Raw genomic sequence first — 22,806 nt, forward strand, 5'->3', positions numbered from 1 at the left:
AAGTCATGGGAGAGGTGATGCAGGAAGCCTTGGCTATGCGGCATGATGCTCCGGCTTCAATTCAATAACCGTGTTGCACTCAGCTCCTGCAACCGCCTTTCCTATTCCACCAATTCAGATGGTGAAGGTCGACACTTCCTTACCGCATCCAAGCTCATCCCATTAAAGAACGGTGTAAGCGTTCCCGTATTGCTGTCGATGGATTGTGCGAACGATGAAGCGCTGCTCAGCGCGTACCTTAGGTCGACGATTATTGCACTACCGCTTTTACTAATACTCATCGGAGCAAGTGCTTGGGCCGTAGTACAACAAGGACTTTCTCCACTGAGAGAGTTCCGGAAGGTCGCCGCCATGATCTCGGCTCAAGATCTCAACCATCGACTTTCTGTTGTTAAAATGCCTCAGGAGCTTAGTGAGTTGGCTCATGGCATCAACTTCATGCTGCACCGGCTCGACAGCGGTATTCAGCAGTTGTCGCAATTTTCAGATGACTTAGCCCATGAATTACGATCCCCGATCACCAATTTGATGGGCAAGGCCCAGGTTACCCTTTCTCGGGAGCGTCCGGCAGAAGAATACAAAGCTGTGCTGGAGTCATGCACCGAGGAGTTGGGGCGTGTCACGCGAATTGTCTCGGATATGCTCTTCTTAGCTCAGGTCAGCCATCCCGCGGCACTTGTCCCGTTCGAAACAATCACCTTAGAAGATGAAGCATTTAAGGTGGTCGATCTGTTTTCACTGTCTGCGGAAGAGAAACGTATCACCCTGAATGTTACCGGAACTGGCAAGACGATTGGCGACAGGTTAATGATACAGCGAGCAATATCCAATCTATTGTCCAACGCAATTCGCCATTGCCCTGCGGGACAATCTATTTCAATTGTTATTGAAAACTATGCCGAACAGGTATCGCTACTTGTAGGCAACCCTGGAGCAGGAATCGAACCTCAGCATCTGTTGCACTTGTTTGACCGCTTTTATCGGATTGATACAAGTCGCTCGCGTGCTGAAGGTGGCACTGGTCTTGGCTTAGCTATTGTTCGATCGATCATGAGCCTCCACCAGGGAACTGCGGATGTTCAAAGCATGCCTGGCAGCATGACCGTTTTCAGGCTGAGCTTCCCAAACCTCGACGGACAGACCACTTGGCAACAGGCTAGAAAGGTTCAAGGGTAAATTCCCGCAACAAACCTGTGCAACCCTCCCTGCACCACTGGACATGCGCCTGTGGTCAGGTTTTTTAATGTCCGCTGAGTTCTGAGTAAATCGCAGCAACCCCTACTCCGACATGAGATGTTTGCAAGATCCCGCTCTAGTGCTGCATGCCTTCGTTTTCTTCAAGCGCTGCATGAAACTGCAAGTTTTCCAGTTGAAGAGTCGTATGGCTGATATGGAATACCTCGCTCATCAGCCGAGTCACCTCAGCCAATATATCTTGCTCAGATCGGGAGCTACGCAAGATTACAAGGTGAGCACTCATGACATTCTTGCCGCTGGTCAGGGCCCAGATATGCAGGTCATGGATATCCTCAACGCCTTCAACCGCCCTGATGCACGCTTCCACTTCAGCGATATCGATGCCATCCGGAACCCCTTGCAACAGGATGTTCATGCTTTCTTTGAGCAAAACCCAGGTTCTGGGAAGCACCCACAGGCCGATAGCTGCGGCAACGATCGAGTCAACCCAAGTGAATCCGGTAAAACGAATGATCAATGCCGCCCCTATTACGCCCATGGAGCCCAACATGTCGCTCCATACTTCTAGGTACGCGCCTTTTACGTTAAGACTTTCGGCACTGGCAGACATTAGCAACCGCATTGAAACAAGGTTCACAACTAGTCCGATCACTGCGACGATCAGCATCCCTGTCGATTGGATTTCTGTCGGGGCTTTAAACCGCTGATAAGCTTCATACAAGATGTACACCGCCACCATGAACAACAAAATCGCGTTAAAAGCAGCTGCGAGGATCTCAAATCGTGCATAGCCGAATGTCCGCTTTTTATCCGCAGCGCGTTTGGCAATTTGAATAGCTATCAATGAAATAGCCAAGGCAGTGGAATCGGTTAGCATGTGAGCCGCATCGGATAACAACGCCAAGCTGCCTGTCACAAAAGCCCCAATGACCTCCGCGATCATGAAGCTTGTCGTTAACACCAAAGCGATCCACAATTTTTTCTCGTGTCCTGCACGAGCTTGACCGTGACTATGACCAGCGCTCATATGACTCTCCATGCGGGTGAAAGGATGCGGCAACTACTCAAAAGATCGTCAGCGGGTCAATCTTCGTCAAGAAGAGATTTCGGTTTTGGAGAGAGGCATCAACTGAAAAGCGCTTATTTTGGCACGACCTGTGTTCCCCCAAGGCACCCATACTCTAGAAAATAGCAGCACTGCAAATACGCGTATTATTTGTACCAAAACTTCCCGAAACCCCACCTGTCATGATGCCTACGCGCAACATCCAAACATGGGATTATGTATGCAGGAGGGTACGACGTTACGTAAGGATATGCGCACGTTCCAGCCAACAGTAGCCGCCCCCATAATCCTTGGAACGAACCGCTATACGGGCTTCGCCGAAGCCCTCATGAAGGTCTGTCGTCTCCCCATGGATCGAATTTGTCCCCATACCTAGCGTGTAAGGCGCGATTGCGTTCGATCCGCCTAATCCACGGATCGTAGTCCTCTGGCAATGCGGCGAGATTAGCGCTAATGATCATTTGCACTGTTTCGTCACGCAGTAACCTACTGGTCAGCTCGCGGCATTCGCCACGCGTCACCACACCATAAGCGGCGTGATTGTCTTTAACGTAGAGATCGGTCATTCCTACCCGCATATGGCCATATTTGTGTACGTCATCCGGGTAGATGTCCTCTAGGCTGAGATATCCCATACCAACTCCGGGCTAAGAATGTAATCGCTGAATAACACTGCCTGTACGCTCCGCAATGTTCAAAGGTGCCACCGATAGCGTGCACCATCATTGAAGTCGTCCCTTCGCGCCAGCGCCTACAAAAACCAGCTCACAACAAGCGACTTAGTGTGCGCATGATAGCCTCAACTCAGTTATCACCGTTCCGAGAATTCGCTTTGAACACACCTGACGCACTTGCCGATTTCAACACACTTATCAACGCACCGAAATTTTCCGACGACCCCGTTGGGAACCGCCAGAAGAAGCGGTGGCAGCTCATTGCTGGCGACATTTTCAAAAGCACTTCCATCGAAGCCCTGCTGGAGGCGAGAGGAAAAGCTGAAGGCTACATCCATGGCTTGGTGGACGCCGGGCATATTTCAACAACCGATACCGACCGCGACTATCTAATCCTGTGCGCGATTCGTAGGCGCCGTGGTTTTTTGCAACAGCTGCTGAACGAGCTCGGTTACTGAGCTAAGGCGAGCGTTACAGGACAGATGCCGCTTGAAGCGCTCCGCATGGTGGACTCGGAGCGCAGCAGACTAAAACCGTAAGAGGCCTAGCAAGCGAAAGTTCAGAGGTTTGAGGGAGCTCGAGCAATGAGCTTGTCCTGAATCGACAGCCACTCCTCCATTGAAATGAACACCGCAGTCCTGCGTTCTCCATCAACGAAAACTGGTTTGCGAGTCGTGATCACCTGGTCGAGCAACTCGTCAAAATGGGCTATTGCCCTAACGACTGACCATCGTTCATCTGGCATATGACACGGCCCTACCAGGTTATCAAATGATGGCTTTCATACTACCGATTAGGATCTATCGGCGGACTGGAGAAGCTTCAAAAAGCTAGCTCTGCCCAGGTCTCGCCTGAAGCTAGTGATGACGTAATTACCATCTTGAGTCTCGAGCAACCAAAACCGGCCCTCTTTTCTCGCTGACTGAATTTTACCTGTGAGAAGAATGGAACCATCCACCCTGTGGTATGCATCGTCACGCTTCGAATGGTCGAAGGACACCCCGACGCATGTGTCATCTGCAATAAAAGCGTCGCTGATGAATGCCGTGACAGGCACCGTGTATTTGCGAAAGCTTGCTCGCACCAAACGGTGCAGCTGAAATTCGCTGACATCTTTACTATGAAATTCCAGCTCAATTACTTCAGGCATCCAACTCAAGCTCCAAAACGACCATGAATACACCGTCGGCCAGCATCGCTCACCCTACCTTCATTGAAAAAGCGGCACCAATGCCAGCCTCTTTTCTCAGTCCAGGCCCAAGCAGGAGATAGACAGTATTTTTGGTTTCAAACATGTAAGCGTTGGAAGACACGCCGAAATTACTGCGTACCCACATGGTGGGTTGAAATCGATTACGGCTATCGAGCACGACCTCATGGGCGAACAGGGTCGCGGGCAATAGACCAAGCCCGGTGAGTTTTTCCTTCTCCGCAGGTGTCACAGTGAGGTCGATCAGGATCCACTGCTCCACAACACAGAAGGCTTTGCCAGGGAAGGCGTTTGCGGCCAATGCAATTAGTTCGTCCTGGGTGCCCTGCCAGCCAGGCATCTCTTCCCCTACGCCGTAAAGCAGCTGCGAGATTTCATTTAAAGTGACCATTCACAACCCTCAAATTCGCTCTAAATACCGACCGTTCGAGCAATCTCATACCCGCTAGTTTTGATCTAGCGACTACGAGCCTAAAGCATGGAACTGCAGAGAAATACTCACCATCAAACCTCTACCAAGCACTCAGGATCGAAGCCTGTACTTTGCCCCCGATATCCGCGCGGATTTGAAAACACTCGGCACCCGTTCTTAAGGAAGTCTGCTGCAAAATGCGTGTGTCCATGTATCCACAGATCAGCCTTACTAAGTAGCTCTGACCAATCGTTCGCATAGGCTGCAGCCAGATGTCCGGGGTGATCGTCACCCAGACGATCCAACACTGGTGCATGGTGTGTGACCACCACTGTTTTGCCGTCGAAAGGTCTATTAAGCTCTTGGGTTAACCATCGGTGAGCCCTCATTGATTTCGCGACTAGGTCATCTGGACGCAGGCGTCTGTAATCCAAGTCGGCTCGAATCACCAAGAAATCGTTCATCGAATCCCAAGCAACGCGCTTTGCCGCAACCACATCACCAGTAGCCGAATAATCCGTCCAGGCCGTTGTGACCAAAAAGCGTGTGCCATCGAGAATGAGCATCTCGTTTTCGAGTACATGCACATGGGGCAATGCAGCGTTTTTCATCTTTCGCAGTGTGTGACCTATGTGGCCGCCGTAATATTCGTGATTGCCACACACATAGATAACAGGGCACTGGAATGTGTCGTTCGCCCATGAGACTCCACGCGATTTGATATCAATATCGCCGGCGAGAATCACTACGTCCGCGTCGCTGGTAGGAGGTTCGAATCGCGAGAATTCGTTATGCAAATCTGAATAAATTTGCAGCTTCATAGCATTTTTCTCTTTATGTAGCAGCAGTAGCTAACGAGCCCACTCGCAGTTCCATGCCAGCCTAGTGCGACCGCTGATGCGCCGTAAAAAGATTAAGTGACATCATCCAGAGTCACAGCCATGTGTCCTCCTGATCATGGAACTTCATTGCCTTGCGCTCGTGTAGATCCGGCCTACATCCGTTACGAACTCGTAGACCGGATTCCTTTCGGTACCGGCCTGAATCCGAATATCGGATAGAGGCTCCATGGTGTATGAGCCCTGATTATTCTTTGCAGGCGGCTGGATAAGATGGATTTTGCTCACGCTCAGGAAATTACCAACCTCTGCTGCGCGCATCATTTGGATGGTGCTCACATCCGTGACGAGATGCGCAACCGGGCCTATGCATCCATCCTCCCATCCCATGCCTTCGATCAGAAATGAGTATTCACAACGACTGATGTCCACTGATCTCCAGAGCATCCGAACACTCTCCGGCGCTTTAAATTGCCCCTGCAGTTCACTGTTATAAGTTACAAACACGGCAAAAAACCCAGTCCTTGCCCTGCCAAACCTTTGATCGGCTTAGCTCAAGGCGATCCTCTAGATAAACGCTGCTAATACATTTGGCAGCCAGATAGGGAAGCTGCTGAAGCATCCCCAATTTGCGGGTCAGCGCGCCGCCCATTGAATGGACATGATAAGGAAGCAGCTCACCAATAACAACATATGATATTTGGTGGGCCTACACGACTGTGGCTCTATTCTTCCTTTTGAGATACTGAACGTGAAGGAAGAGCTAGCCATCACCCTACGCACCATCCGGAAACTGAAAGGATTAGGTTATGAAGCCCTAGCAGGGACTATCAGCCAGAGCAACCTAAGCTTGCTGGAACAAGGGAAAATCCAGGCTACGCTACCGACCCTTGTAAAAGTGGCCGAGACGCTCGGTATCAACCTTCTTACGCTCATGGCGTTGTGCTTGGCGATCCGTGACAAAGAATCTCCCGAGTCCGAGTTGAAAAAGGCGCAAAAGGAACTCCTTTGCTTCATAGAGTCGGGGGGACTCAATATCATGGAGGATCAAATGCAGGATGGCGCGTTGAAAAAGCGCGGTCGTGGCACTCGAGCGAACGCCCAGAGCGTCAGTGCTGTGATTAGCCTGAGAAAGCAGGGCAAGACCCAAGCGGAAGCTGCCCGTGAACTAGGCCTGCCCACATCGACGGTTCAGCGGTATTGGCAGAAGGACTGATCCTTCGGGGGATGACCTTTGACTGCGCCACGCTCCATCAACTGCCAACCGGTAAACAAGCTCTCATTTCGCAGAGTTATAATACGATACCTATAAATTGCCTGAAGCCTAGCTATGTTCCTCTCGGTTTAGCTCGTGCGGTAGCTTCCGCGATCAAAGGGTCATCAGGCCAAAAATGCTTTGGGTACCTACCCTTTAAATCCTTCTTCACCTCGATGTAGGTCGACGCCCAGAAGTTCGCCAAGTCCTGAGTAACCTGTACCGGACGGCGTGCCGGTGACAGAAGATGCAGCTTGAGCACCTGTCGTCCATTCGCAATGCGTGGCGTATCCAATTGCCCGAACAGCTCCTGGAGTCGCACTGCAAGAACCGGAGGTCGCTCACTGTAGTCGATTCGAATATTCGATCCAGACGGTACCGAAACCGTCTGGGGCGCCTGGGAATCAAGCTGCTGCGGAAGAGGCCAGAGCAGAAGGTTGCGCAGGACGGACGATAAGTCGAGCTGGCCAAAATGACTGAGGCGAGTGACTTTACCGACATATGGCCCCAACCACTCTTCCAGGGACTGCAGCAATGCCTCATCACGTAGGTCAGGCCACTCACTTCGGTTACCCGACTCTTCATCCAATATGCGCAGCAACTCCACCCTCGCCTGCCACTGGCGAAGCTCGGGCGTCCAGGGCAAAAGCTCCAAACCCTTACGACGAACAAAGTTAAGCAACGCCTGTACACGAGCCTCATCGCCCAGGTTGGCCAGTTGTGAGCGGGACAAAATCAACTCCCCTACTTTCACTTGTCGCTCAGCGCGCAAAGCACCTTCCCGCTCATCCCAGTAGAGCTCGTCCACCTGGGTAACCTGTTCTTTCAGCACAGTCTCGAACAATGCTTCGTCCAAGTCGGCCGCGAGGTAGATTCGCTCTTCCCGCTGCCCCTGTCGGCTACCCAAGTCAGCGATCACCAGCCACGAATGCTTCATCAGCACATCGGTCTCGGTGAACATCGCCGCACGACCATTCGCCAAACGATACTCAGCCCCGCCAGCGCGGCGCTGTTGCGCTACCCGATCGGGATAGGCCAAGGCCAGCAGGCAGCCCACCCATTGAGGGTGGTTTGAATCAGCGACTGGCTGCGATGCTTGGCCGCGCAAGAATGACCGATATTGCCTAGCGAGTTGCTTCGCGCGTTGGCCCCCCCCTTGCTCCCCGCGCTGTGCTCTCTGCTCACCGGACATGATGGCCAAACGGCTGTGAAGGTCTGCTCCACCACCACGCTGAATATCGCGCTCGCCGAGCAACGCTGCAATGTTACACGCCGTCTCAGTCAGACCCAGCTCGTGACCTCGCAATAGGAGATGAGCAATCCGTGGATGACTCGGCAGCTCTGCCATAGCTTGCCCGTGCTTTGTCAGTTGCCCATCTGGTTGCAACGCGCCAAGGCGCCGAAGCAAATCGCTCGCTTGGGAGTAAGCAGCTGCGGGCGGAGCATCAAGCCACTTCAGGTCACCCGGCTGCACGCCCCACTTCGTCAATTGGAGAGCTAAGCCTGTGAGATCTGCCTGCTGAATTTCAGGTGAACTGAAAGCGGGAATCTGATCATGCTGGGCTTCAGACCAGAGTCGATAGCACACACCTGGCTCGATTCGGCCTGCTCGACCAGCGCGCTGAGTTGCACTTGCTTTGGATATGCGTTGAGTGTCCAAGCGGGTCATACTGCTGCGAGGGTCGAAGCGAGGAACCCGCTCAAGTCCTGCATCGATAACGACACGCACACCGTCGATGGTAATACTCGTCTCAGCGATGTTCGTTGCCAGTACTACCTTCCGCTTTCCTGATGGGGCAGGATCAATCGCAGCCCGCTGCTGATTCAGGTCGAGCTCGCCGTGAAGAGGGCAAAGAAGTACGTCAGGCTGAAGGGATGGAGAGTTGCTCAGAGCCTCTTCCAAGCCCGTCACGACTCGACGAATCTCCGCTTGGCCTGGAAGGAAGACCAGCACGCTGCCGGTCTGTTCAGCGAGCGCATCCAAGCACGCACTGATGACTCGCGGCTCGATGTACTCACCCGGCTGTTGGGGCTTGCTCCAGATCGTCTTAACCGGAAACATCCGGCCCTCGCTGGTCACGATTGGAGCATCATCAAGCAAGCGCGATAGCCTCTCCCCTTCAAGTGTTGCCGACATCAGCAGCACCTTCAGTGGTGCATCATCGCGGAAGAGTTCGCGGCCATTGAGAGTCAGAGCTAGGGCTAGATCCGCATCCAAATTTCGGAGGTGGAATTCATCGAAGATCACCAAGCCGACACCGTCGAGAGAAGGATCGCTCTGCAGACGGCGCGCCAGGATCCCCTCTGTCACCACCTCAATTCGCGTCTTCGGCCCGACCTTACTATCCAGGCGAATGCGATACCCAACGGTCTCACCGACCTTCTCACCAAGCTCACTGGCCATTCGCTCCGCAGCTGCGCGCGCTGCAAGCCGTCGTGGCTCGAGCATGATAATCGTCTGCCCTCGCAGCCAAGGCTCGTTGAGCAAAGCGAGCGGGACGAGCGTCGTCTTACCGGCACCTGGCGGTGCTTGGAGCACCACTTCATCTCGTTTGTGGAGGGCTTCAAGAAGAGCCGGCAACGCGGCATTGATCGGCAATGAACTCATGTGTACTCCTGCGACATGCGGGGCAGTATACAAAGGTTCGTCTGGTAGCGGCTCTGCGTGGCAGATTACTGGCCAAACCGGCCCGCTACCCGCCATTCTTCAGTTGCTGAAGAAGCCTTTTGCCACATCCAGAATCCCGCCCGAAACAAACAAACCAATAATGATTTGCTTATGCTCGGCGAAGAAACTCCACTCATTCAGTCCTAAGCCAACCCCGAGAAGAAGGCTCGTAATGAGCATGTATCGCCACGTTGGAGCGAAGATCTTGACGAGATTTGCAACCGAAGTGTGCTTGATGAATTCATCGACATGCTCATTGTAAGCACGCCCCAGGATGACAGCAGTCACAAGCAGAGCACCGGCCAATCCAAGTGCCATCCACTGGGTTAGCGGAACAAAAAACAACGCGCCACTCCCCACAAAAAGCCATTTACCAAGCGCGGCGAGCTTCTGGCTGTAATCCTGCGCGACCTGCTCAAAGCACCACGGCATACGCGGATCGAAAAACCCAGCATCCAACATGCACTTCTCCACAGCTCTCATTAATGTCGTAAAAAGGTACTCCCTAGCTGACTTACCAGCGCACATCAGCCTTCACGGCCTTGTAAAGGTCAACCCGTGAGGTTACCTATGTCGATGCCGCACTTGAAGCACAGCATCGACTCGCACTGAGCTTTACGAGGCGTTGCGATGAATCAGCTAGGTGATTTGGTAGGCCCGGTGCAGGTGGCCAAGCTCGTTCAATCCTCTAGCAAGCATCGCATTGTAGCCAGCTCGATCCTGGATAAAGGGCGAAAAGAGACAATGTCCCAGCCAGTGCTCAAATCCCTCTTGGGCAACATTGGCTAACGCCATGCCAACAGATCGCACGTCCTCAAACTTCCCGTGCTGCAGATCATCCTGACTTAGGTTGTCGTAAACATACCGGGTGTCGTCGCCTATCGCAGCCCAGCGTTTGAAGGAAGCACGACGCACCTGGCAAGGCACACACCGCCCACAGTGCTTGTAGCCGAAACGTTGGAAACGCCCGCAACTGGTTGAGGCCACAGCATGCTCTTTGAGCAGCTCTTGGTTTCGGCATGCGGCGAGCATTTCACCCTTGGTCATTAGGGCATAAGGGTTTCGGATTTGCACATTGATGCTGGCAGCATCAAAGATCTGTTGGAGCCGTCCAAGGTACTCAGGATGTGCTGTTCTTGTGCTCAGGCTCCCCAACCTCGACATCGTTAAGGGAGGGTTAATGGCAATGAAGCCGTTCTCACAGATGTAGAGTGGGACTGTCTCACCCCGATGGTAACGATCAAGCGAGGTCGCCACCGCAAGTCCAAATGCCAAGAAAATGATTGAGCGCGCACGCTGCGAAGGCTCTTGTTGGCCAGGGGACTTGGTAACGTGATTGAGGCCAATCCGGTTCAAACCCAGGCTCTTCGCGAAGGTGGCCTGCTTCTCTCCATCGCCTCTCACAATCTGGCTAACCGCGTAAGGCTTCACGCCCTGCTCCACCAAGTCGATGGCACCAATCAAGCTGTCTAGCCCGCCCGACAGCAGCACCACTGAATCTTCGCTTGGGTGCAAGGCCTGCAGCTGAGCAGGAGGGCCAAAACCGCCCGCATGGAAAGAAAGCGTCCAACGATCCGTGGTGAGGAAACGCAAAGCCCCTTCAAGTGCTCGCGCCTGGCTATTCCAGAAAACCGTATCCTGAACGGCGATCTCGAGATTGATCACGCGCGTCCAAGCATCAGCGCTCTTTGCCCGAATAGCAGTGAAGTCTGCCGCCACTACCGCAAGCGCAATGCTTAGGAAATCCCAAGCTTGGGGATTGATCTCCAGGTGGGCTTTCTCCAGAAGCTCTCGAGCATAACCACCTACGCTTACCTGCCCTTTCTCTGCCTTGCCGTAGATCACCACCTGAATGGCATCTTCGGCGCCCGGCACACTGAAGCCAACTGGGCCGCACACGAATTTCATTCTACGTACCCCTCAAACACTTCAAAGGTGTCTTGCAACGCTTGCGTGACCATCTGGGATATTCGACCCGTGGTCAAACGCGCACTCGATGCAGCGATCTTGCGGAACGATGCGGAGACGCACTCTCTGATGTAATCCTTGATCTCCTTCAAGCGACGCACTGCAATGGACGCCGACTTGGCCTTTTCCTGGATAGTTTTGCCTAGGTCGAGCTCAAACCGATGGAACACGTCCATCGCAGTAAAACGCTCGATGGCAAACTCCCGCTGCTCAACCGACAGATTGAGTAGATCGGCATCTGGATAACGCACTAGAACATCAGAAAGCGAGCCTCGAATGGAAGCACGCTCGGCCTCTGCATCTTGGGTACCGTCCACTGGACGCACCGCTTCAACCAGCGCATCCATGACCTCAGAAGCAGATTTGCCCTGCCACAGGGCAGGATCAAGCACGGCTGGGCCGGTTTGATTATTACTACCAGCGACAGCTTCCAGCGTGTTGCCAAACACACCCGCGATCGACGCAGTGCCGCCAAAGCGAGCAGTGGTGGTTTTGGCGCCGCCGTACCCATGACGCACATACTCCCGAAGGCTCTTGCGCAAGCTACCGCGATCACCATTGCTCGCGTAGTCGCCAAGGCCACGTCGGGCACCACCGAATCGCCCTGGCGGCGCTAGGGGTGGAGGTGCCTGCGGCATTGGTCTGGGATCATCGACAACGTCATCGCCGTCTTTAGGCTCGTCCTTATCCGGTTCAGGTGGCCCATCGTCATGAGGGTCATCCTCCGGAGGCTCTGGCGGCTTAGAAGGTAACGGCGGCAGCGGAGGTGTCCACGGTGGTACAAACGGCAGGCCTTTTCCAGGCCCATCGTTATTTTGTGAGGTTCCCATCGAATTTCCTTATTGCAGCCTTCACCGGCCCGCTGACGTCAGCCGTCAGCCAGAATTCGTACACCGACTTTGCCCATGTTTCATCGGTTAGCTTCGGCACAATACCCGCTTGGATTTGGGCAGGCGGACGCTCCTTCAGAAATGCAGCCAGTCGATGCCCCTGCTGGGCATCAAGCCGTCCAACAACCAGCAAAGCTTCAAGAATGTCTGGGACGCCCCACTCTTGTTCACCGCCCGCCTTATCCAGGAGGCGATCCATCAGCACGTTGATCTCGACCGGTGCGATGAGCGCCAACCGGCTTTTGAGATGCATGGCCATTCCCGGCGTTTCGAGTAGCGCGGTCAGCAACTCCGCTGCTTCCGACGAAAGCCGATCTTCGTCCGTAATGATCGGCGCATGCTCACGACTGACGTAAATCGCTCCACGCAGGTCTTTGTCCGCCAATGCAGGAGGCAGAGCTAGCCACTCTTTCACGAAAAGCTGATCCCAGGGCTGCAGCAGTGACAGATTCTTGCCTTTTTTGATATCCGCTTCCCACTCGCCGAGCATGGCTGGCTTGCCATTTTTATCGGTAGCCACGGCTTTCATCAGTTCCTCGTAAGCCTTGGGATTGCCGCTTCGCTCGAACAGCATCAGCTTAACCAGCACAGCCTCGTCGACACCGACACCTTGGGCGCGAGAGATGCTCATCCGGATAGCTAGGGCGTTCAGGAAACGCTTGATGAGTCGGGGGTTACCCTGGATACCAGAAGCCGACGTCATGACAGCGGCCAGGCGCTCAGCAGTGTCAAACTTGCCGATCAGCTCTGTTGGGTAGTCGTTGTACAAGCCTTGCATAAAGGCGCGATCTACCCGACTACCCTGCCAAGTTGTCCGAAGCTGCCCGCGTACTTTGATACGGATTTCTTCGAGCACGTCCTTGGGGAGCGTGCTGTTCTCCAAGAACAGCATCATCATGTAGGCCCTGACTTCCTGGGTGCCCAGAGGAGGAACCCTAATCGGCACCTGAATCAGCTTGTCGAAGTAGCTGGTGACGAGGACATCGTCAGGCACACCGCTGAAGTGCTTGCGAACGGCGTGCTTGATCATCTCGTTGTCAGCGGCAATCACGAATGCCGTGTTGCGCAGGAACAGGAAGAGTCGGATGGCTTCCAGTGTAGAAATCGTCGTTTCGGGTAGACAGCGATCCAAGTCGTCGATCAGCACGACCAGCGTAACACCCAGATCATCCAAGATAGCCTCAAAATTATCCCTGAGCGCTTGAATCTCTTTCGGTGGAGACTTCTTGGGAGGCGCGCTATGAAAGAGTTTCTCAGCCTCCTGCTTGGCCTGCTCAGCAGTGTCGTGCAGTGTTTCAATCGTGTCCTGATCAACCGTTCCGGATCGAAGTCGATCAACCAGCCCGATGATCTCGCCCAGCAGCCCAGGTGTCGGTGCACCAGTCGCAAACGAAATGGCCGTGCTGCTGGCGAGCTTCGCAGCACGCAACCAATCGACACGTGATACCAACTCAGCTGCTTTTTGCAGCCCCTTTGCTCGCTTCTGGGCCTCAGCCTCTAGGCGTGATGCGATCACATCCATTAGGGCGGCTCGGGCGTCGTCGTAGCCCTGGTATAGCCACGCATTGAACTCGACGAACACGAAGTCCTTAGCCTGCTTCTCATTGCGCTCGGGCGGGTCTTTAAGGGACGCCTGGATCAGCTTGATCATCGACGACTTGCCCGCTCCCCAAGCACCGGACACGCCGATGGAAATTGGACGGCCGTTCGCCTGATAGACGATCTCGGCAACTGTGTCAGCAACCCCAGAGAAATTAAGGAAGTCTACTTCCGTCTCGTTATCAACCCACATAGCGACCCTCCCTGGAAGTCTTTGACGTGAAGCGATGGCAACAACGCGCCATAGTAGCCCTCGCGCTGAGCAATTGGCCACTACCACAGCGTTTCGGGTTGTGAGTTCTCAGCAAGGTTGTTCAGGGTGAGGTAACAACCCACTTTCAGCGTTCGTTCAGCCTGAAGATGGCGAGAGTAGTATCGCTTGAGATTACTCAAATGAGGGCGGGGGTGGGGGTGGGGGTGGGGGTGGGATGATGACAGGGTGTGACTGCGGAATTTGGAAGGGAAGGTGAATTATAGGTGCGTCAGGACGGGATTAGGACGTCGTCACTCTATGGAGTCACCGTGCTGAACCCGCATCCGCCTTCTTACCTCCAGATCTTGCCTTTGTCATCCACTTGTCATCCACTCTCCCGTTCATGAATTTCAATCTGCTGCTGATCCAAGGAAATCACTCGGATTGCGACGACATAGCGCACCCTACTTCATCTAGCATATCGGGGAGGTGGGTAAAGAAATCGCAGGATGATGGAGCTAAAGGGGAAGAAGGAGCAGGAGCATCAATGCCTTGTGGGCAGTGATTGATTATCCTGATAAGCAAAAGCAGAAACAGAACAAATCAGCAAATCATGGAACTCGTCAAAAATCAGCAGCCCCACCCCTTCCAGCGCCGGGTCGTGTTGCAGACGGCGGGTGAGGATGCCTTCGGTAACCACTTCGATCCGGGTATTGGGCCCCACTTTGCTATCGAGGCGAATCCGATAGCCGACAGTTTCGCCGACCTTTTCACCCAGTTCACTGGCCAGTCGCTCGGCCGCTGCACGGGCAGCCAGACGCCGTGGTTCGAGCATCAGGATCTTCTGCCCGGCCAACCACGGCTCATTGAGCAGGGCCAGCGGCACACGGGTGGTTTTACCGGCGCCGGGCGGCGCTTCGAGCACGGTTTCATCGCGCTCGGCCAGGGCCAGGCGCAGCGCAGGTAAAACTTCATCAATCGGCAAGGAAATCATGGTGGCTCCAGAACAGAGCGGCGAGTATAACGGCGAACAGTCTGGTATTAAGTGATGTTTGATCCAGTCCTTTAAGCGTCTTTGAGGTTTTTGTATGCGTATGCCTTCCCGTTTGATCGGCGGGGTCGTGGTTGCGGCCCTGCTCACCCAACTGACTGCCTGCGGCAGTATTTTCTTCCCCGATCGTCGTGGCCAGATTGACGGCAAGATCGACCCGATGATCGTCGTACTGGATGCTGTGGGCCTGCTGTTTTATGTGATCCCGGGGTTGATCGCCTTCGGTGTCGATTTTGCCACGGGCGCGATTTACTTCCCGCCAGGCAAAACCGCGCAAATCTCCCCGGAAAAACTGCGTGAAGCCATCGGCGCAGACGGCAAGGTGGATAACGCCAAGCTCCAGGCCATCCTTGAAAGCGAACTGGGCCGCAGCTTCCCGCTGAACGACCCACGCCTGATCCAGCACAAGGGCAGCACCCAGCAATTGGCCATGTACGGCCTGCAGCCAGCCGCCTGACACAGGAACATTTATGACCAGCAGCCCGGAACACGCCCGCCTGTTACGCCTGGCCACCCGTGCATCGGTGGCCGTGGCGAGTTTGTTGATCGTGACCAAGGCCATCGCCTGGTGGCTCAGTGGTTCGATCAGCATGCTCGCGGGCTTGACCGACTCGCTGCTGGATGGCGTGACCTCGTTTCTCAATTTGCTGGCCGTGCATTACGCATTGCGCCCTGCCGATGACGATCACCGTTACGGCCACGGCAAGGCCGAGTCCCTGGCGGGCATGGCGCAGGCGCTGTTTATCGGTGTGAGTGCGGTGCTGATTGCTGTTCAGGCCGTCGAACGGCTGAAAAACCCCGAGCCCGTAGGCGCGCCGTGGATCGGCATTGGCGTGATCGTGTTTTCGCTGCTTATGACCGTGGCCTTGCTGGTGCTGCAACACCGGGTGATCAAGGCCACCGGCTCCAACGCCGTGCGCGCAGATTCGCTGCATTACCGCTCGGATTTGATGCTCAATGGCAGTATTTTGCTGGCGCTGGTACTGGCCAGTGTCGGCTTCCCGCAACTGGATGCCTGGTTTGGGCTGGGGATTGCGGTGTATATCCTCTGGAGCGCAATTCAGATTGGCCGTGAGAGTTTTGCCGTGTTGATGGATCAGGAGTTACCCAGCGATGTCAGCGAAAACATGCTCAAGCTGGCATGCAGCGTGCCCGGGGTATTGGGTGCTCATGACTTGCGCACGCGCATCTCGGGCAATATCTGGTTTGTGCAGTTTCACCTTGAGCTGCCGGGCGAGCTGACTCTGTCTGCCGCCCATGTCCTTTGTGACCGCGCTGCCGACGCTATTACGAAGGTGTATCCGCGAGCTGAAGTGCTGGTGCATGCAGACCCGAAGGAAGTGGTCAAAAGCCGGGCCATGTAGTCGCTGCCGAAGGCAGCGATGGGATTTGCAGGGGACTGGAGATAACGGGGTGCTCCGCAACCCTTCGCAGCCTTCGGCAACGACTACAGGTCAATAACGCACCTGATAGCCGCGACTGCTCAAGCAACTGCCTTGCGCCTGCCGATAGGTTTGCACCACTTGCGGTGCAGGGGCGTAGGTGGCCTTGGCCGGATCAAAACCGCTTTGCTCCACTGCCCAGCGATAACAATCGTAGCGATCCTGTCCGATTTGCGCCGGGCTTTGGCCGTTTATCGGATCAGCCACCATTTCATAGTCGTTGCTGGCGGGCTGTTGGTAGTTCGCCGGGGGCTGAACCACGATGTAATCCCGGGTAGCGGGTTGATAGGCGTAATACGCCCCTGCTGCGAGAAACATCAGGGTGCTGCCAAACCACACTTCCCGCGCATAGTCAGGCAAAAAACCTACGCGAATCCCATAAGGCGGCTGCACCACGATGTAACGTGGGCCTTGCGGCCGATACCAGTAGCCGCCTGAAAAGTAGTAATTCTGACCGCGATACGGTACTTGCCAGTGTTGACCGGGGAATCGGTTTACCTGATATCCCGGACGGTATTGCGGGCCCGGCCCCCAACCATTGCCATGCCCTGACGGGCGCCCGACCCAACGCTGGTCGTTGGGATGACGGTTAGCCGCGCCGGGGTTGTAACCGCCGCCATACCAATTCTGATTGCCGCCCCGGTTCGGCGCCTGAGTCTGCTGCACCCTGTCGGGACGCTGCTGGATCGGCAGGTTATTACCGTGCTGACTTGGGCGCGGCTGGCCAGTGGCCTCGCCCTGTGACCGACCTTGCCAGCCATCATCGGCCAACAACTGGCCGCTGACGCTCACACAGAGCATGCCAACTGTAGCCAAATGCCAGATACGCGCTTTCATGCTGTTTCTCACCACGGGACAGGGCCTATACATAAGACTGGCGTTTGAGGAACCGGTTCTACACCAAGCAGAGGGTAAGACAATTTATTTTTTGCCAGACGAAAAAAGGGCGACCCGTCGGTCGCCCTTTGCTTCTTCACAAAAAAACTTTCGTCCTGGCTCAACACTTGTGATGTTGGCTCACCTCGCGCCGTCATCTGGACAGTGCGTAGCCCGGGGGCCGGGGCAACCCTGTGGGGTTGGCGGCCGCGGCTGGCCTGATTCGGCGGGCCGCAGTGGACTCTATGTCCGGGCAGTGATTCTGGTATTAAGAATAGGCTTTTGGCCGCAGCAGGCGATTGCGAAGATTGCTCAATAAAACATTACTTGCGCAATTTTTGCCTTAAGGTGGATACTTTCACGCAATAGTTATGACAAAGGGTAACTTCGTGAGCAAACTCGACCGGTATGACCTGAGCATTTTGGCGGAATTGCAGCGTGACGCACGCATCTCTAACCAGGAACTGGCCGAGCGGATCGGCCTGTCGCCGTCGCCTTGCTCGCGACGGGTCAAACAGCTTGAGGATGACGGCTATATCTCGCGGCAAGTGGCATTGCTTGACCGCAAGCTGCTGGGGTTAAGCCTGACAGCCTACGTGCTGATCGGCATGGACCGACACACGCCAGAGCGTTTTGAGAATTTCGAAGCCTGCATCCGGGCCTTGCCGCAAGTGCTGGAGTGCAGCCTGGTAACGGGCATGGACGCCGACTACCAGTTAAAAGTGGTGGTCGCCGACATGGATCACTATCAGAAACTGCTACTGGGCGAACTGACCCGCATTGAAGGCGTGACCAGCGTACGCTCGAGCTTTGTGCTCAATCAGGTGCTTAACAGCACCGAGTTGCCGTTGACTCATCTGCGTACGTGATCCTCTGGGTTGACGATTCGACTTGCTCGCGATGCTGACGACCCGCCAGTTCTGGTGGACTCCGTTGATGCTATCGCGAGCAAGCCCGCTCCCACAGGTTTGGCGGTGTCCACAAAGAGTGGGCATTGCAGGGAATAGTGTGGGAGCGGGCTTGCTCGCGATTCAGGCACCACGGAGTATCTGGATGAACGCATTGCCGCAGGTTGAGCAGACCTCTCACCACCCAGATCAATATCCGCCCGCACGCCCTGGCGTATACTCCCCCGGCTTTTTACCCCCGATGACGCTGGAGAACACTGATGGATCCTGCCGTACTTGAAGAGTGGATGATGACAATTCTGGTCAGCGTGCTGATCATTTTCATGGCCTTTATCGTCTGGGATCTGGCGAAGAAGTCCAAAGCCGGGCGCTTCGGCTCATTTATCCTGTTTTTCGTACTGGGCCTGGGTGTTGCCGCATTCATCATCAAAAGCGTGGTCATCGGCCTGATCGAATCCGGGGCGCTATAGCCGCGCCGGAACTTCCTTGTACTGCCCCTGCTCCAGCCCCTCGATCGACCAGTCACCGATGCGAACTCGCACCAGGCGCAAGGTCGGCAAGCCCACGGCGGCGGTCATGCGCCGCACCTGACGATTGCGCCCTTCGCGAATCACCAGCTCCAGCCAGGAGGTGGGGATGCTTTTGCGAAAACGCACCGGCGGGTTGCGCGGCCATAACTGCGGCTCTTCCAGCGCTCGCGCCTCGGCGGGCAGGGTCTTGCCATCATTGAGTTCTACGCCGTCGCGCAACTGCTGCAGTTGCTCTGGCGTGGGTTCGCCTTCCACTTGTACCCAGTAGGTCTTGGGCAGTTTGTGCTTGGGGTCGGCAATCCGCGCCTGTAGCTGGCCATCATTGGTCAGCAGCAACAAGCCTTCACTGTCCCGGTCCAGGCGCCCGGCCGGGTAGATCCCGGGGATGGGGATAAAGTCCTTGAGCGTCGCCCGCCCGCCTTCGTCGCTGAACTGGGTCAGTACATCGAAGGGTTTATTGAACAGGTACAGCTTGGGGTCGCACGGCGGTGCCTTGGCCACTCGGCGATTGGCAGCTTGCGGGTTGGGAGTTTTCGATGCCGGGCGGCGTGGGGCAGGACGGGACATGACAAAAAAGGACATCTGGCGATCAGGGCTGGCAATGCTAGCCCCCGGATCGCCAAATGACCATCACCGATCAACGGAACGGCGGTTCGTCGAAGCTGCGCAGTTTGCGCGAATGCAGTGAGTTGAGCTGGCTGCGCATCAGGTCGACGGCGGCAATGCCGATCTTCAGATGCTGGCTCACGGCCCGCTCATAGAAGGCGTTGGCCGAACCCGGCAGTTTGATTTCACTGTGCAGCGGTTTATCCGACACACACAGCAAGGTGCCGTAGGGGACGCGCAAGCGATATCCCTGGGCAGCGATGGTGCCGCTTTCCATATCCACGGCCACGGCGCGGGACAGGTTGATCAGCGGGCGCTCCTGAGCCCAGCGCAGCTCCCAGTTGCGGTCGTCATAGGTCAGCACGGTACCGGTACGCAGGCGTTTTTTCAGTTCATCGCCCCGTTCGCCAGTGACCTGCGCGGCCGCTTCCTGCAAGGCCAATTGCACTTCGGCCAGGGCTGGAATCGGGATATTCGGCGGTACAACCCGGTCAAGAATCCCGTCGCGACGCATATAGGCGTGGGCCAGCACATAGTCGCCGATGGTTTGCGACTGGCGCAGGCCACCGCAGTGACCAATCATCAGCCAGCAATGCGGACGCAGCACCGCCAGATGATCGGTGATGTTTTTTGCGTTGGACGGGCCAACACCTATATTCACCAGGGTCACACCGTGGCCATCATTGGCCTGCAGGTGATAGGCCGGCATCTGGTAGCGGTGCCATACCACGCCCGCCGCAATGGCCTGGGCTTCACCATAGTCCATGGATTTTTCGATGATCACGTTACCCGGCATCACCATGCGCACAAAGCGCGGGTTGTCGCGCAACTGCTCAAGGCCATGGAGGATGAATTGGTCAACATAGCGATGGTAGTTGGTCAGCAGGATCCACGGCTGCACATGACGCCAGTCGCTACCGGTGTAATGCACCAGTCGGCGCAGCGAAAAGTCGACCCTTGCGGCGTCAAACAGCGCCAGCGGCAATGGATCGGTATTTTCCCAATCATACAGGCCATCGGCAATGCCATCGGTGGCGGCGGACAGGTCGGTACTCGGGAACACCCGCGCTAGGGCGGCGGCGGTCACACCGGAACCGGCCAGTTCATCGCCCTGTTCGACCACATAGGGGTAAGGGATATTTTGCTCGCTGACACCCACTTCCACCTCTACGGTGAAATCGCGCATCAACGGCACCAACTGCTCCAGCAGGTAGTTACGGAAAGAGGCGGGATGAGTGACGGTGACGCTGTAGGTGCCCGGCAACTGGACCTTGGCATAAGCGCGAGTGGTGGTAGGCACCTCGCCATTGCTGCGGTAGGTCAAACGCAGCTCGGGGTAGCGAAACAGTGCGCGTTCTTGTGCAGAGGGTTCGGCACGGTCCTTGAGATAACGTTTAAGTGCCTGACTCAAGGCCGTGGTTGCGCGCTCGTGCAAGGCAGCAAGCCGGTCGACGGCCTCTTCAGCGGTGGAAACGACAATAAAAGCTTCGGTCACGATAAGCATCCTGTCTTCTGAACGGGCAGGCCTTTATCTTGCCTGCATCAATGGGTAAAGACAGCTACAAAATGCAGTCGTGCCACGGATTTCCTGCGAGAAGACCTCTTGGGAGGAACTCATGCGGGGCGGCCCTGTGGGAGCGGGCTTGCTCGCGATCGGATCGACGCGGTACACCCGACAAACTGCGGCGTCTTTATCGCGAGCAAGCCCGCTCCCACAGGGGGTGTGGTGCCCACATAGGGCAAACTCTCAGGCTATCGCAGGGGTGGAACGAGCAACAATCGCCGCCACATTCACCCCCCGTGGCAATGTGCCGTAGACCCGCCCGCTGCCTTGCAGGCGGCTGGCAATAAATGCGTCGCTTACATCACTGTTGCCCGCCTCCAGCAGCAGTTTTGCCTGCAGGCCCAAGGCGATGTCTTCAGTCAGTTGGCGCGCACGGTACTGGATATCGTCAGTGTCCTTGAATGCGCTTTTAAGCTGCGCTATATGCTGTCCCAGGCGCTTGTCGCCGTGCCCGTCGCCCAGTTCGGCAAACAAGGCATCGAGCACGCCCGGTTCCTTTGACAAGGCACGCAGCACATCCAGGCATTGCACATTGCCGGAACCTTCCCACGTCGAATTCACCGGAGCCTCGCGATACAGACGCGGCAAAATGCTGTCTTCGACATACCCCGCACCGCCCATGCACTCGGCGGCTTCGTTGATCATGGCCGGGGCCCGTTTACAGATCCAGTACTTGCCCACCGCCGTCACCAGCCGTGAAAACAATACTTCCTGCGGGTCATTCAGATGATCCAGCGCCCGGCCCATACGCAAGCTCAACGCCAACGCGGCTTCGCTTTCCAGGGCCAGGTCGGCCAGTACATTTTGCATCAACGGCTGATCGGCCAGCACCCGCCCTCCTACAAGGCGATGAGCACAATGATGGCTGGCCTGGGTCAGCGCCTGACGCATCAAGGCGCTGGAGCCGACCATGCAATCGAAGCGGGTCATGGCAACCATTTCAATAATCGTCGGCACACCGCGACCTTCTTCGCCGATCATCCAGGCCAATGCCCCACGGAATTCAACTTCGCTGGAGGCGTTGGAGCTGTTGCCCAGTTTGTTTTTCAAGCGCTGGATATAGAACTCGTTGCGACTGCCGTCGGGGCGATGGCGCGGCAGCAAAAAGCAGCTCAGGCCCTTGTCGGTTTGCGCCAGGGTCAAAAAGCCATCGCACATCGGCGCCGAGCAAAACCATTTGTGACCCAGCAACTCATAAGCCTGCCCCGGCCCTGCACCGCCCACGGGATAAGCTCGCGTAGTATTGGCCCGCACGTCGGTGCCGCCCTGCTTTTCGGTCATGGCCATGCCCAGGGTAACCCCGGCTTTCTGGCTGATATCGACATTGCGCGGGTCGTATTGCGTGGCCAGTACCTTGGGCAGCCAGATGTCGGCAATCTGTGGTTGCAGGCGCAGGGCCGGCACACTGGCGAAGGTCATGGTCAAGGGGCAGCCGCTGCCCGCTTCGGCCTGGCTGTGCAGGTAGGTCATGGCGGCACGGGCCACATGGGCACCGGGTTGCGGGTCGGTCCAGGGCAAGGACGGCAGACCGTGTTCAATCGCCGTGCGCATCAGCTCATGGTAAGCCGGGTGAAACTCCACCAGATCGATCCGATGACCATAACGGTCATGGCTGACAAACTGCGGTTTGTTTTCATTGGCCAAAAAGCCCGCCGCCATCAACGGGCCACCCGCCAGCGCACCGTACTCGTCAATCCGACCCTGCGCCCAGCCCGCGCCGAAGTGCTGGCTCCAGTGCTGCAGCGGCAGGTCGATGCGATACAGGTTCACGCCGTCCAGAGACGGCGGCTGATTGGTGACTTTGTGGGTTTCAGCGTACTGATGCAGGTTCATTGCGCGGGCTCCTGGGGATCATGCC

At 55.9% G+C, this 22,806-nt stretch carries 23 protein-coding genes and 1 pseudogene; 7 read left to right on the top strand and 17 right to left on the bottom strand.

Annotated features, from left to right (window positions below; all coding sequences use genetic code 11):
• Positions 1 to 42: 42 nt before the first annotated feature.
• Positions 43 to 1,176 carry a heavy metal sensor histidine kinase gene (locus ACZRMH_RS23420; protein ID WP_464015501.1) on the top strand — a complete coding sequence of 378 codons (1,134 nt, stop codon included), beginning with the start codon at positions 43 to 45 and terminating at the stop codon, positions 1,174 to 1,176.
• A gap of 136 nt (positions 1,177 to 1,312) precedes the next feature.
• Here the strand turns inward: ACZRMH_RS23420 and ACZRMH_RS23425 are convergent, their stop codons facing one another.
• From ACZRMH_RS23425 to ACZRMH_RS23435, 3 genes are all read right to left on the bottom strand, one after another.
• Complete coding sequence (locus ACZRMH_RS23425; protein ID WP_016779308.1) at positions 1,313 to 2,224, bottom strand: cation diffusion facilitator family transporter; 912 nt, start codon at positions 2,222 to 2,224, stop codon at positions 1,313 to 1,315.
• A gap of 66 nt (positions 2,225 to 2,290) precedes the next feature.
• Positions 2,291 to 2,440: a DUF3703 domain-containing protein gene (locus ACZRMH_RS23430; RefSeq protein WP_306452953.1), complete on the bottom strand. Its 150-nt coding sequence runs from the start codon at positions 2,438 to 2,440 to the stop codon at positions 2,291 to 2,293.
• 149 nt (positions 2,441 to 2,589) lie between these two features.
• Complete coding sequence (locus tag ACZRMH_RS23435; RefSeq protein ID WP_016779307.1) at positions 2,590 to 2,898, bottom strand: hypothetical protein; 309 nt, start codon at positions 2,896 to 2,898, stop codon at positions 2,590 to 2,592.
• Between the two features lie 197 nt (positions 2,899 to 3,095).
• Here ACZRMH_RS23435 and ACZRMH_RS23440 point away from each other — a divergent pair, with 197 nt between their 5' ends.
• Positions 3,096 to 3,395, top strand: coding sequence for a hypothetical protein (locus tag ACZRMH_RS23440; RefSeq protein ID WP_050901279.1), 300 nt, complete (start codon positions 3,096 to 3,098; stop codon positions 3,393 to 3,395).
• Positions 3,396 to 3,730: 335 nt separating this feature from the next.
• Here the strand turns inward: ACZRMH_RS23440 and ACZRMH_RS23445 are convergent, their stop codons facing one another.
• The 4 genes from ACZRMH_RS23445 to ACZRMH_RS23460 form a co-directional block, all read right to left on the bottom strand.
• Entirely contained in the window at positions 3,731 to 4,087 is a 357-nt protein-coding gene (locus ACZRMH_RS23445; protein ID WP_003444074.1) for a hypothetical protein, read from the bottom strand.
• Between the two features lie 49 nt (positions 4,088 to 4,136).
• On the bottom strand, positions 4,137 to 4,538 hold the full coding sequence (locus tag ACZRMH_RS23450; RefSeq protein WP_003444076.1) for a DUF6957 family protein: 402 nt from the start codon (positions 4,536 to 4,538) through the stop codon (positions 4,137 to 4,139).
• A 113-nt stretch (positions 4,539 to 4,651) separates the two neighbouring features.
• The gene (locus ACZRMH_RS23455) at positions 4,652 to 5,380 is read right to left on the bottom strand and encodes a metallophosphoesterase family protein (RefSeq protein ID WP_016779305.1); all 729 of its coding nucleotides are present in this window, start codon (positions 5,378 to 5,380) and stop codon (positions 4,652 to 4,654) included.
• Between the two features lie 144 nt (positions 5,381 to 5,524).
• Positions 5,525 to 5,905, bottom strand: a complete 381-nt coding sequence (locus ACZRMH_RS23460) for a hypothetical protein (protein ID WP_169870192.1) — start codon at positions 5,903 to 5,905, stop codon at positions 5,525 to 5,527.
• A 244-nt stretch (positions 5,906 to 6,149) separates the two neighbouring features.
• Between ACZRMH_RS23460 and ACZRMH_RS23465 the strand changes: the two genes are divergently transcribed.
• Positions 6,150 to 6,614 (top strand): helix-turn-helix domain-containing protein, encoded by a 465-nt coding sequence (locus ACZRMH_RS23465; RefSeq protein ID WP_228795880.1) that lies wholly within the window; start codon positions 6,150 to 6,152, stop codon positions 6,612 to 6,614.
• A gap of 112 nt (positions 6,615 to 6,726) precedes the next feature.
• Here ACZRMH_RS23465 and hrpB read toward each other — a convergent pair whose 3' ends face one another.
• The 6 genes and pseudogenes from hrpB to ACZRMH_RS23495 all read right to left on the bottom strand — a co-directional run.
• Complete coding sequence (hrpB, locus tag ACZRMH_RS23470; RefSeq protein ID WP_016779303.1) at positions 6,727 to 9,261, bottom strand: ATP-dependent helicase HrpB; 2,535 nt, start codon at positions 9,259 to 9,261, stop codon at positions 6,727 to 6,729.
• 99 nt (positions 9,262 to 9,360) lie between these two features.
• Positions 9,361 to 9,783 carry a hypothetical protein gene (locus tag ACZRMH_RS23475; protein WP_029611212.1) on the bottom strand — a complete coding sequence of 141 codons (423 nt, stop codon included), beginning with the start codon at positions 9,781 to 9,783 and terminating at the stop codon, positions 9,361 to 9,363.
• 177 nt (positions 9,784 to 9,960) lie between these two features.
• Positions 9,961 to 11,229: a Qat anti-phage system QueC-like protein QatC gene (gene qatC, locus ACZRMH_RS23480; RefSeq protein WP_016779301.1), complete on the bottom strand. Its 1,269-nt coding sequence runs from the start codon at positions 11,227 to 11,229 to the stop codon at positions 9,961 to 9,963.
• A complete protein-coding gene (qatB, locus tag ACZRMH_RS23485) occupies positions 11,226 to 12,119 on the bottom strand; it encodes a Qat anti-phage system associated protein QatB (RefSeq protein WP_029611211.1) in 894 nt (297 codons plus the stop codon). Before qatB ends, qatC begins: the two co-directional genes overlap by 4 nt.
• On the bottom strand, positions 12,100 to 13,971 hold the full coding sequence (locus ACZRMH_RS23490; RefSeq protein WP_016779298.1) for a KAP family P-loop NTPase fold protein: 1,872 nt from the start codon (positions 13,969 to 13,971) through the stop codon (positions 12,100 to 12,102). Before ACZRMH_RS23490 ends, qatB begins: the two co-directional genes overlap by 20 nt.
• A gap of 610 nt (positions 13,972 to 14,581) precedes the next feature.
• Positions 14,582 to 14,965: pseudogene (locus ACZRMH_RS23495) on the bottom strand (DEAD/DEAH box helicase); the annotation flags it as partial.
• 94 nt (positions 14,966 to 15,059) lie between these two features.
• On the opposite strand from ACZRMH_RS23495, the gene ACZRMH_RS23500 reads away from it, so the two are divergent.
• Both ACZRMH_RS23500 and ACZRMH_RS23505 read left to right on the top strand, forming a co-directional pair.
• On the top strand, positions 15,060 to 15,479 hold the full coding sequence (locus ACZRMH_RS23500) for a polyribonucleotide nucleotidyltransferase (protein ID WP_464015502.1): 420 nt from the start codon (positions 15,060 to 15,062) through the stop codon (positions 15,477 to 15,479).
• Between the two features lie 13 nt (positions 15,480 to 15,492).
• On the top strand, positions 15,493 to 16,386 hold the full coding sequence (locus tag ACZRMH_RS23505; RefSeq protein ID WP_464015503.1) for a cation diffusion facilitator family transporter: 894 nt from the start codon (positions 15,493 to 15,495) through the stop codon (positions 16,384 to 16,386).
• A 90-nt stretch (positions 16,387 to 16,476) separates the two neighbouring features.
• Here the strand turns inward: ACZRMH_RS23505 and ACZRMH_RS23510 are convergent, their stop codons facing one another.
• Positions 16,477 to 17,301, bottom strand: coding sequence for a DUF6515 family protein (locus ACZRMH_RS23510; protein ID WP_464015504.1), 825 nt, complete (start codon positions 17,299 to 17,301; stop codon positions 16,477 to 16,479).
• A 428-nt stretch (positions 17,302 to 17,729) separates the two neighbouring features.
• Between ACZRMH_RS23510 and ACZRMH_RS23515 the strand changes: the two genes are divergently transcribed.
• Both ACZRMH_RS23515 and ACZRMH_RS23520 read left to right on the top strand, forming a co-directional pair.
• A complete protein-coding gene (locus ACZRMH_RS23515) occupies positions 17,730 to 18,209 on the top strand; it encodes an Lrp/AsnC family transcriptional regulator (protein ID WP_029611209.1) in 480 nt (159 codons plus the stop codon).
• Between the two features lie 299 nt (positions 18,210 to 18,508).
• Positions 18,509 to 18,718, top strand: a complete 210-nt coding sequence (locus ACZRMH_RS23520; protein WP_464015505.1) for a DUF2788 domain-containing protein — start codon at positions 18,509 to 18,511, stop codon at positions 18,716 to 18,718.
• On the opposite strand, the gene ACZRMH_RS23525 is transcribed toward ACZRMH_RS23520, so the two are convergent.
• The 3 genes from ACZRMH_RS23525 to ACZRMH_RS23535 all read right to left on the bottom strand — a co-directional run bounded on the left by ACZRMH_RS23525 (position 18,713) and on the right by ACZRMH_RS23535 (position 22,781).
• The gene (locus ACZRMH_RS23525; RefSeq protein ID WP_464015517.1) at positions 18,713 to 19,279 is read right to left on the bottom strand and encodes a pseudouridine synthase; all 567 of its coding nucleotides are present in this window, start codon (positions 19,277 to 19,279) and stop codon (positions 18,713 to 18,715) included. The genes ACZRMH_RS23520 and ACZRMH_RS23525 overlap by 6 nt on opposite strands.
• A gap of 136 nt (positions 19,280 to 19,415) precedes the next feature.
• Entirely contained in the window at positions 19,416 to 20,888 is a 1,473-nt protein-coding gene (amn, locus tag ACZRMH_RS23530) for an AMP nucleosidase (RefSeq protein ID WP_464015506.1), read from the bottom strand.
• Between the two features lie 243 nt (positions 20,889 to 21,131).
• Positions 21,132 to 22,781, bottom strand: coding sequence for an acyl-CoA dehydrogenase family protein (locus ACZRMH_RS23535; RefSeq protein WP_464015507.1), 1,650 nt, complete (start codon positions 22,779 to 22,781; stop codon positions 21,132 to 21,134).
• Positions 22,782 to 22,806: the final 25 nt, after the last annotated feature.

The organism is Pseudomonas sp. B414 (assembly GCF_055408445.1).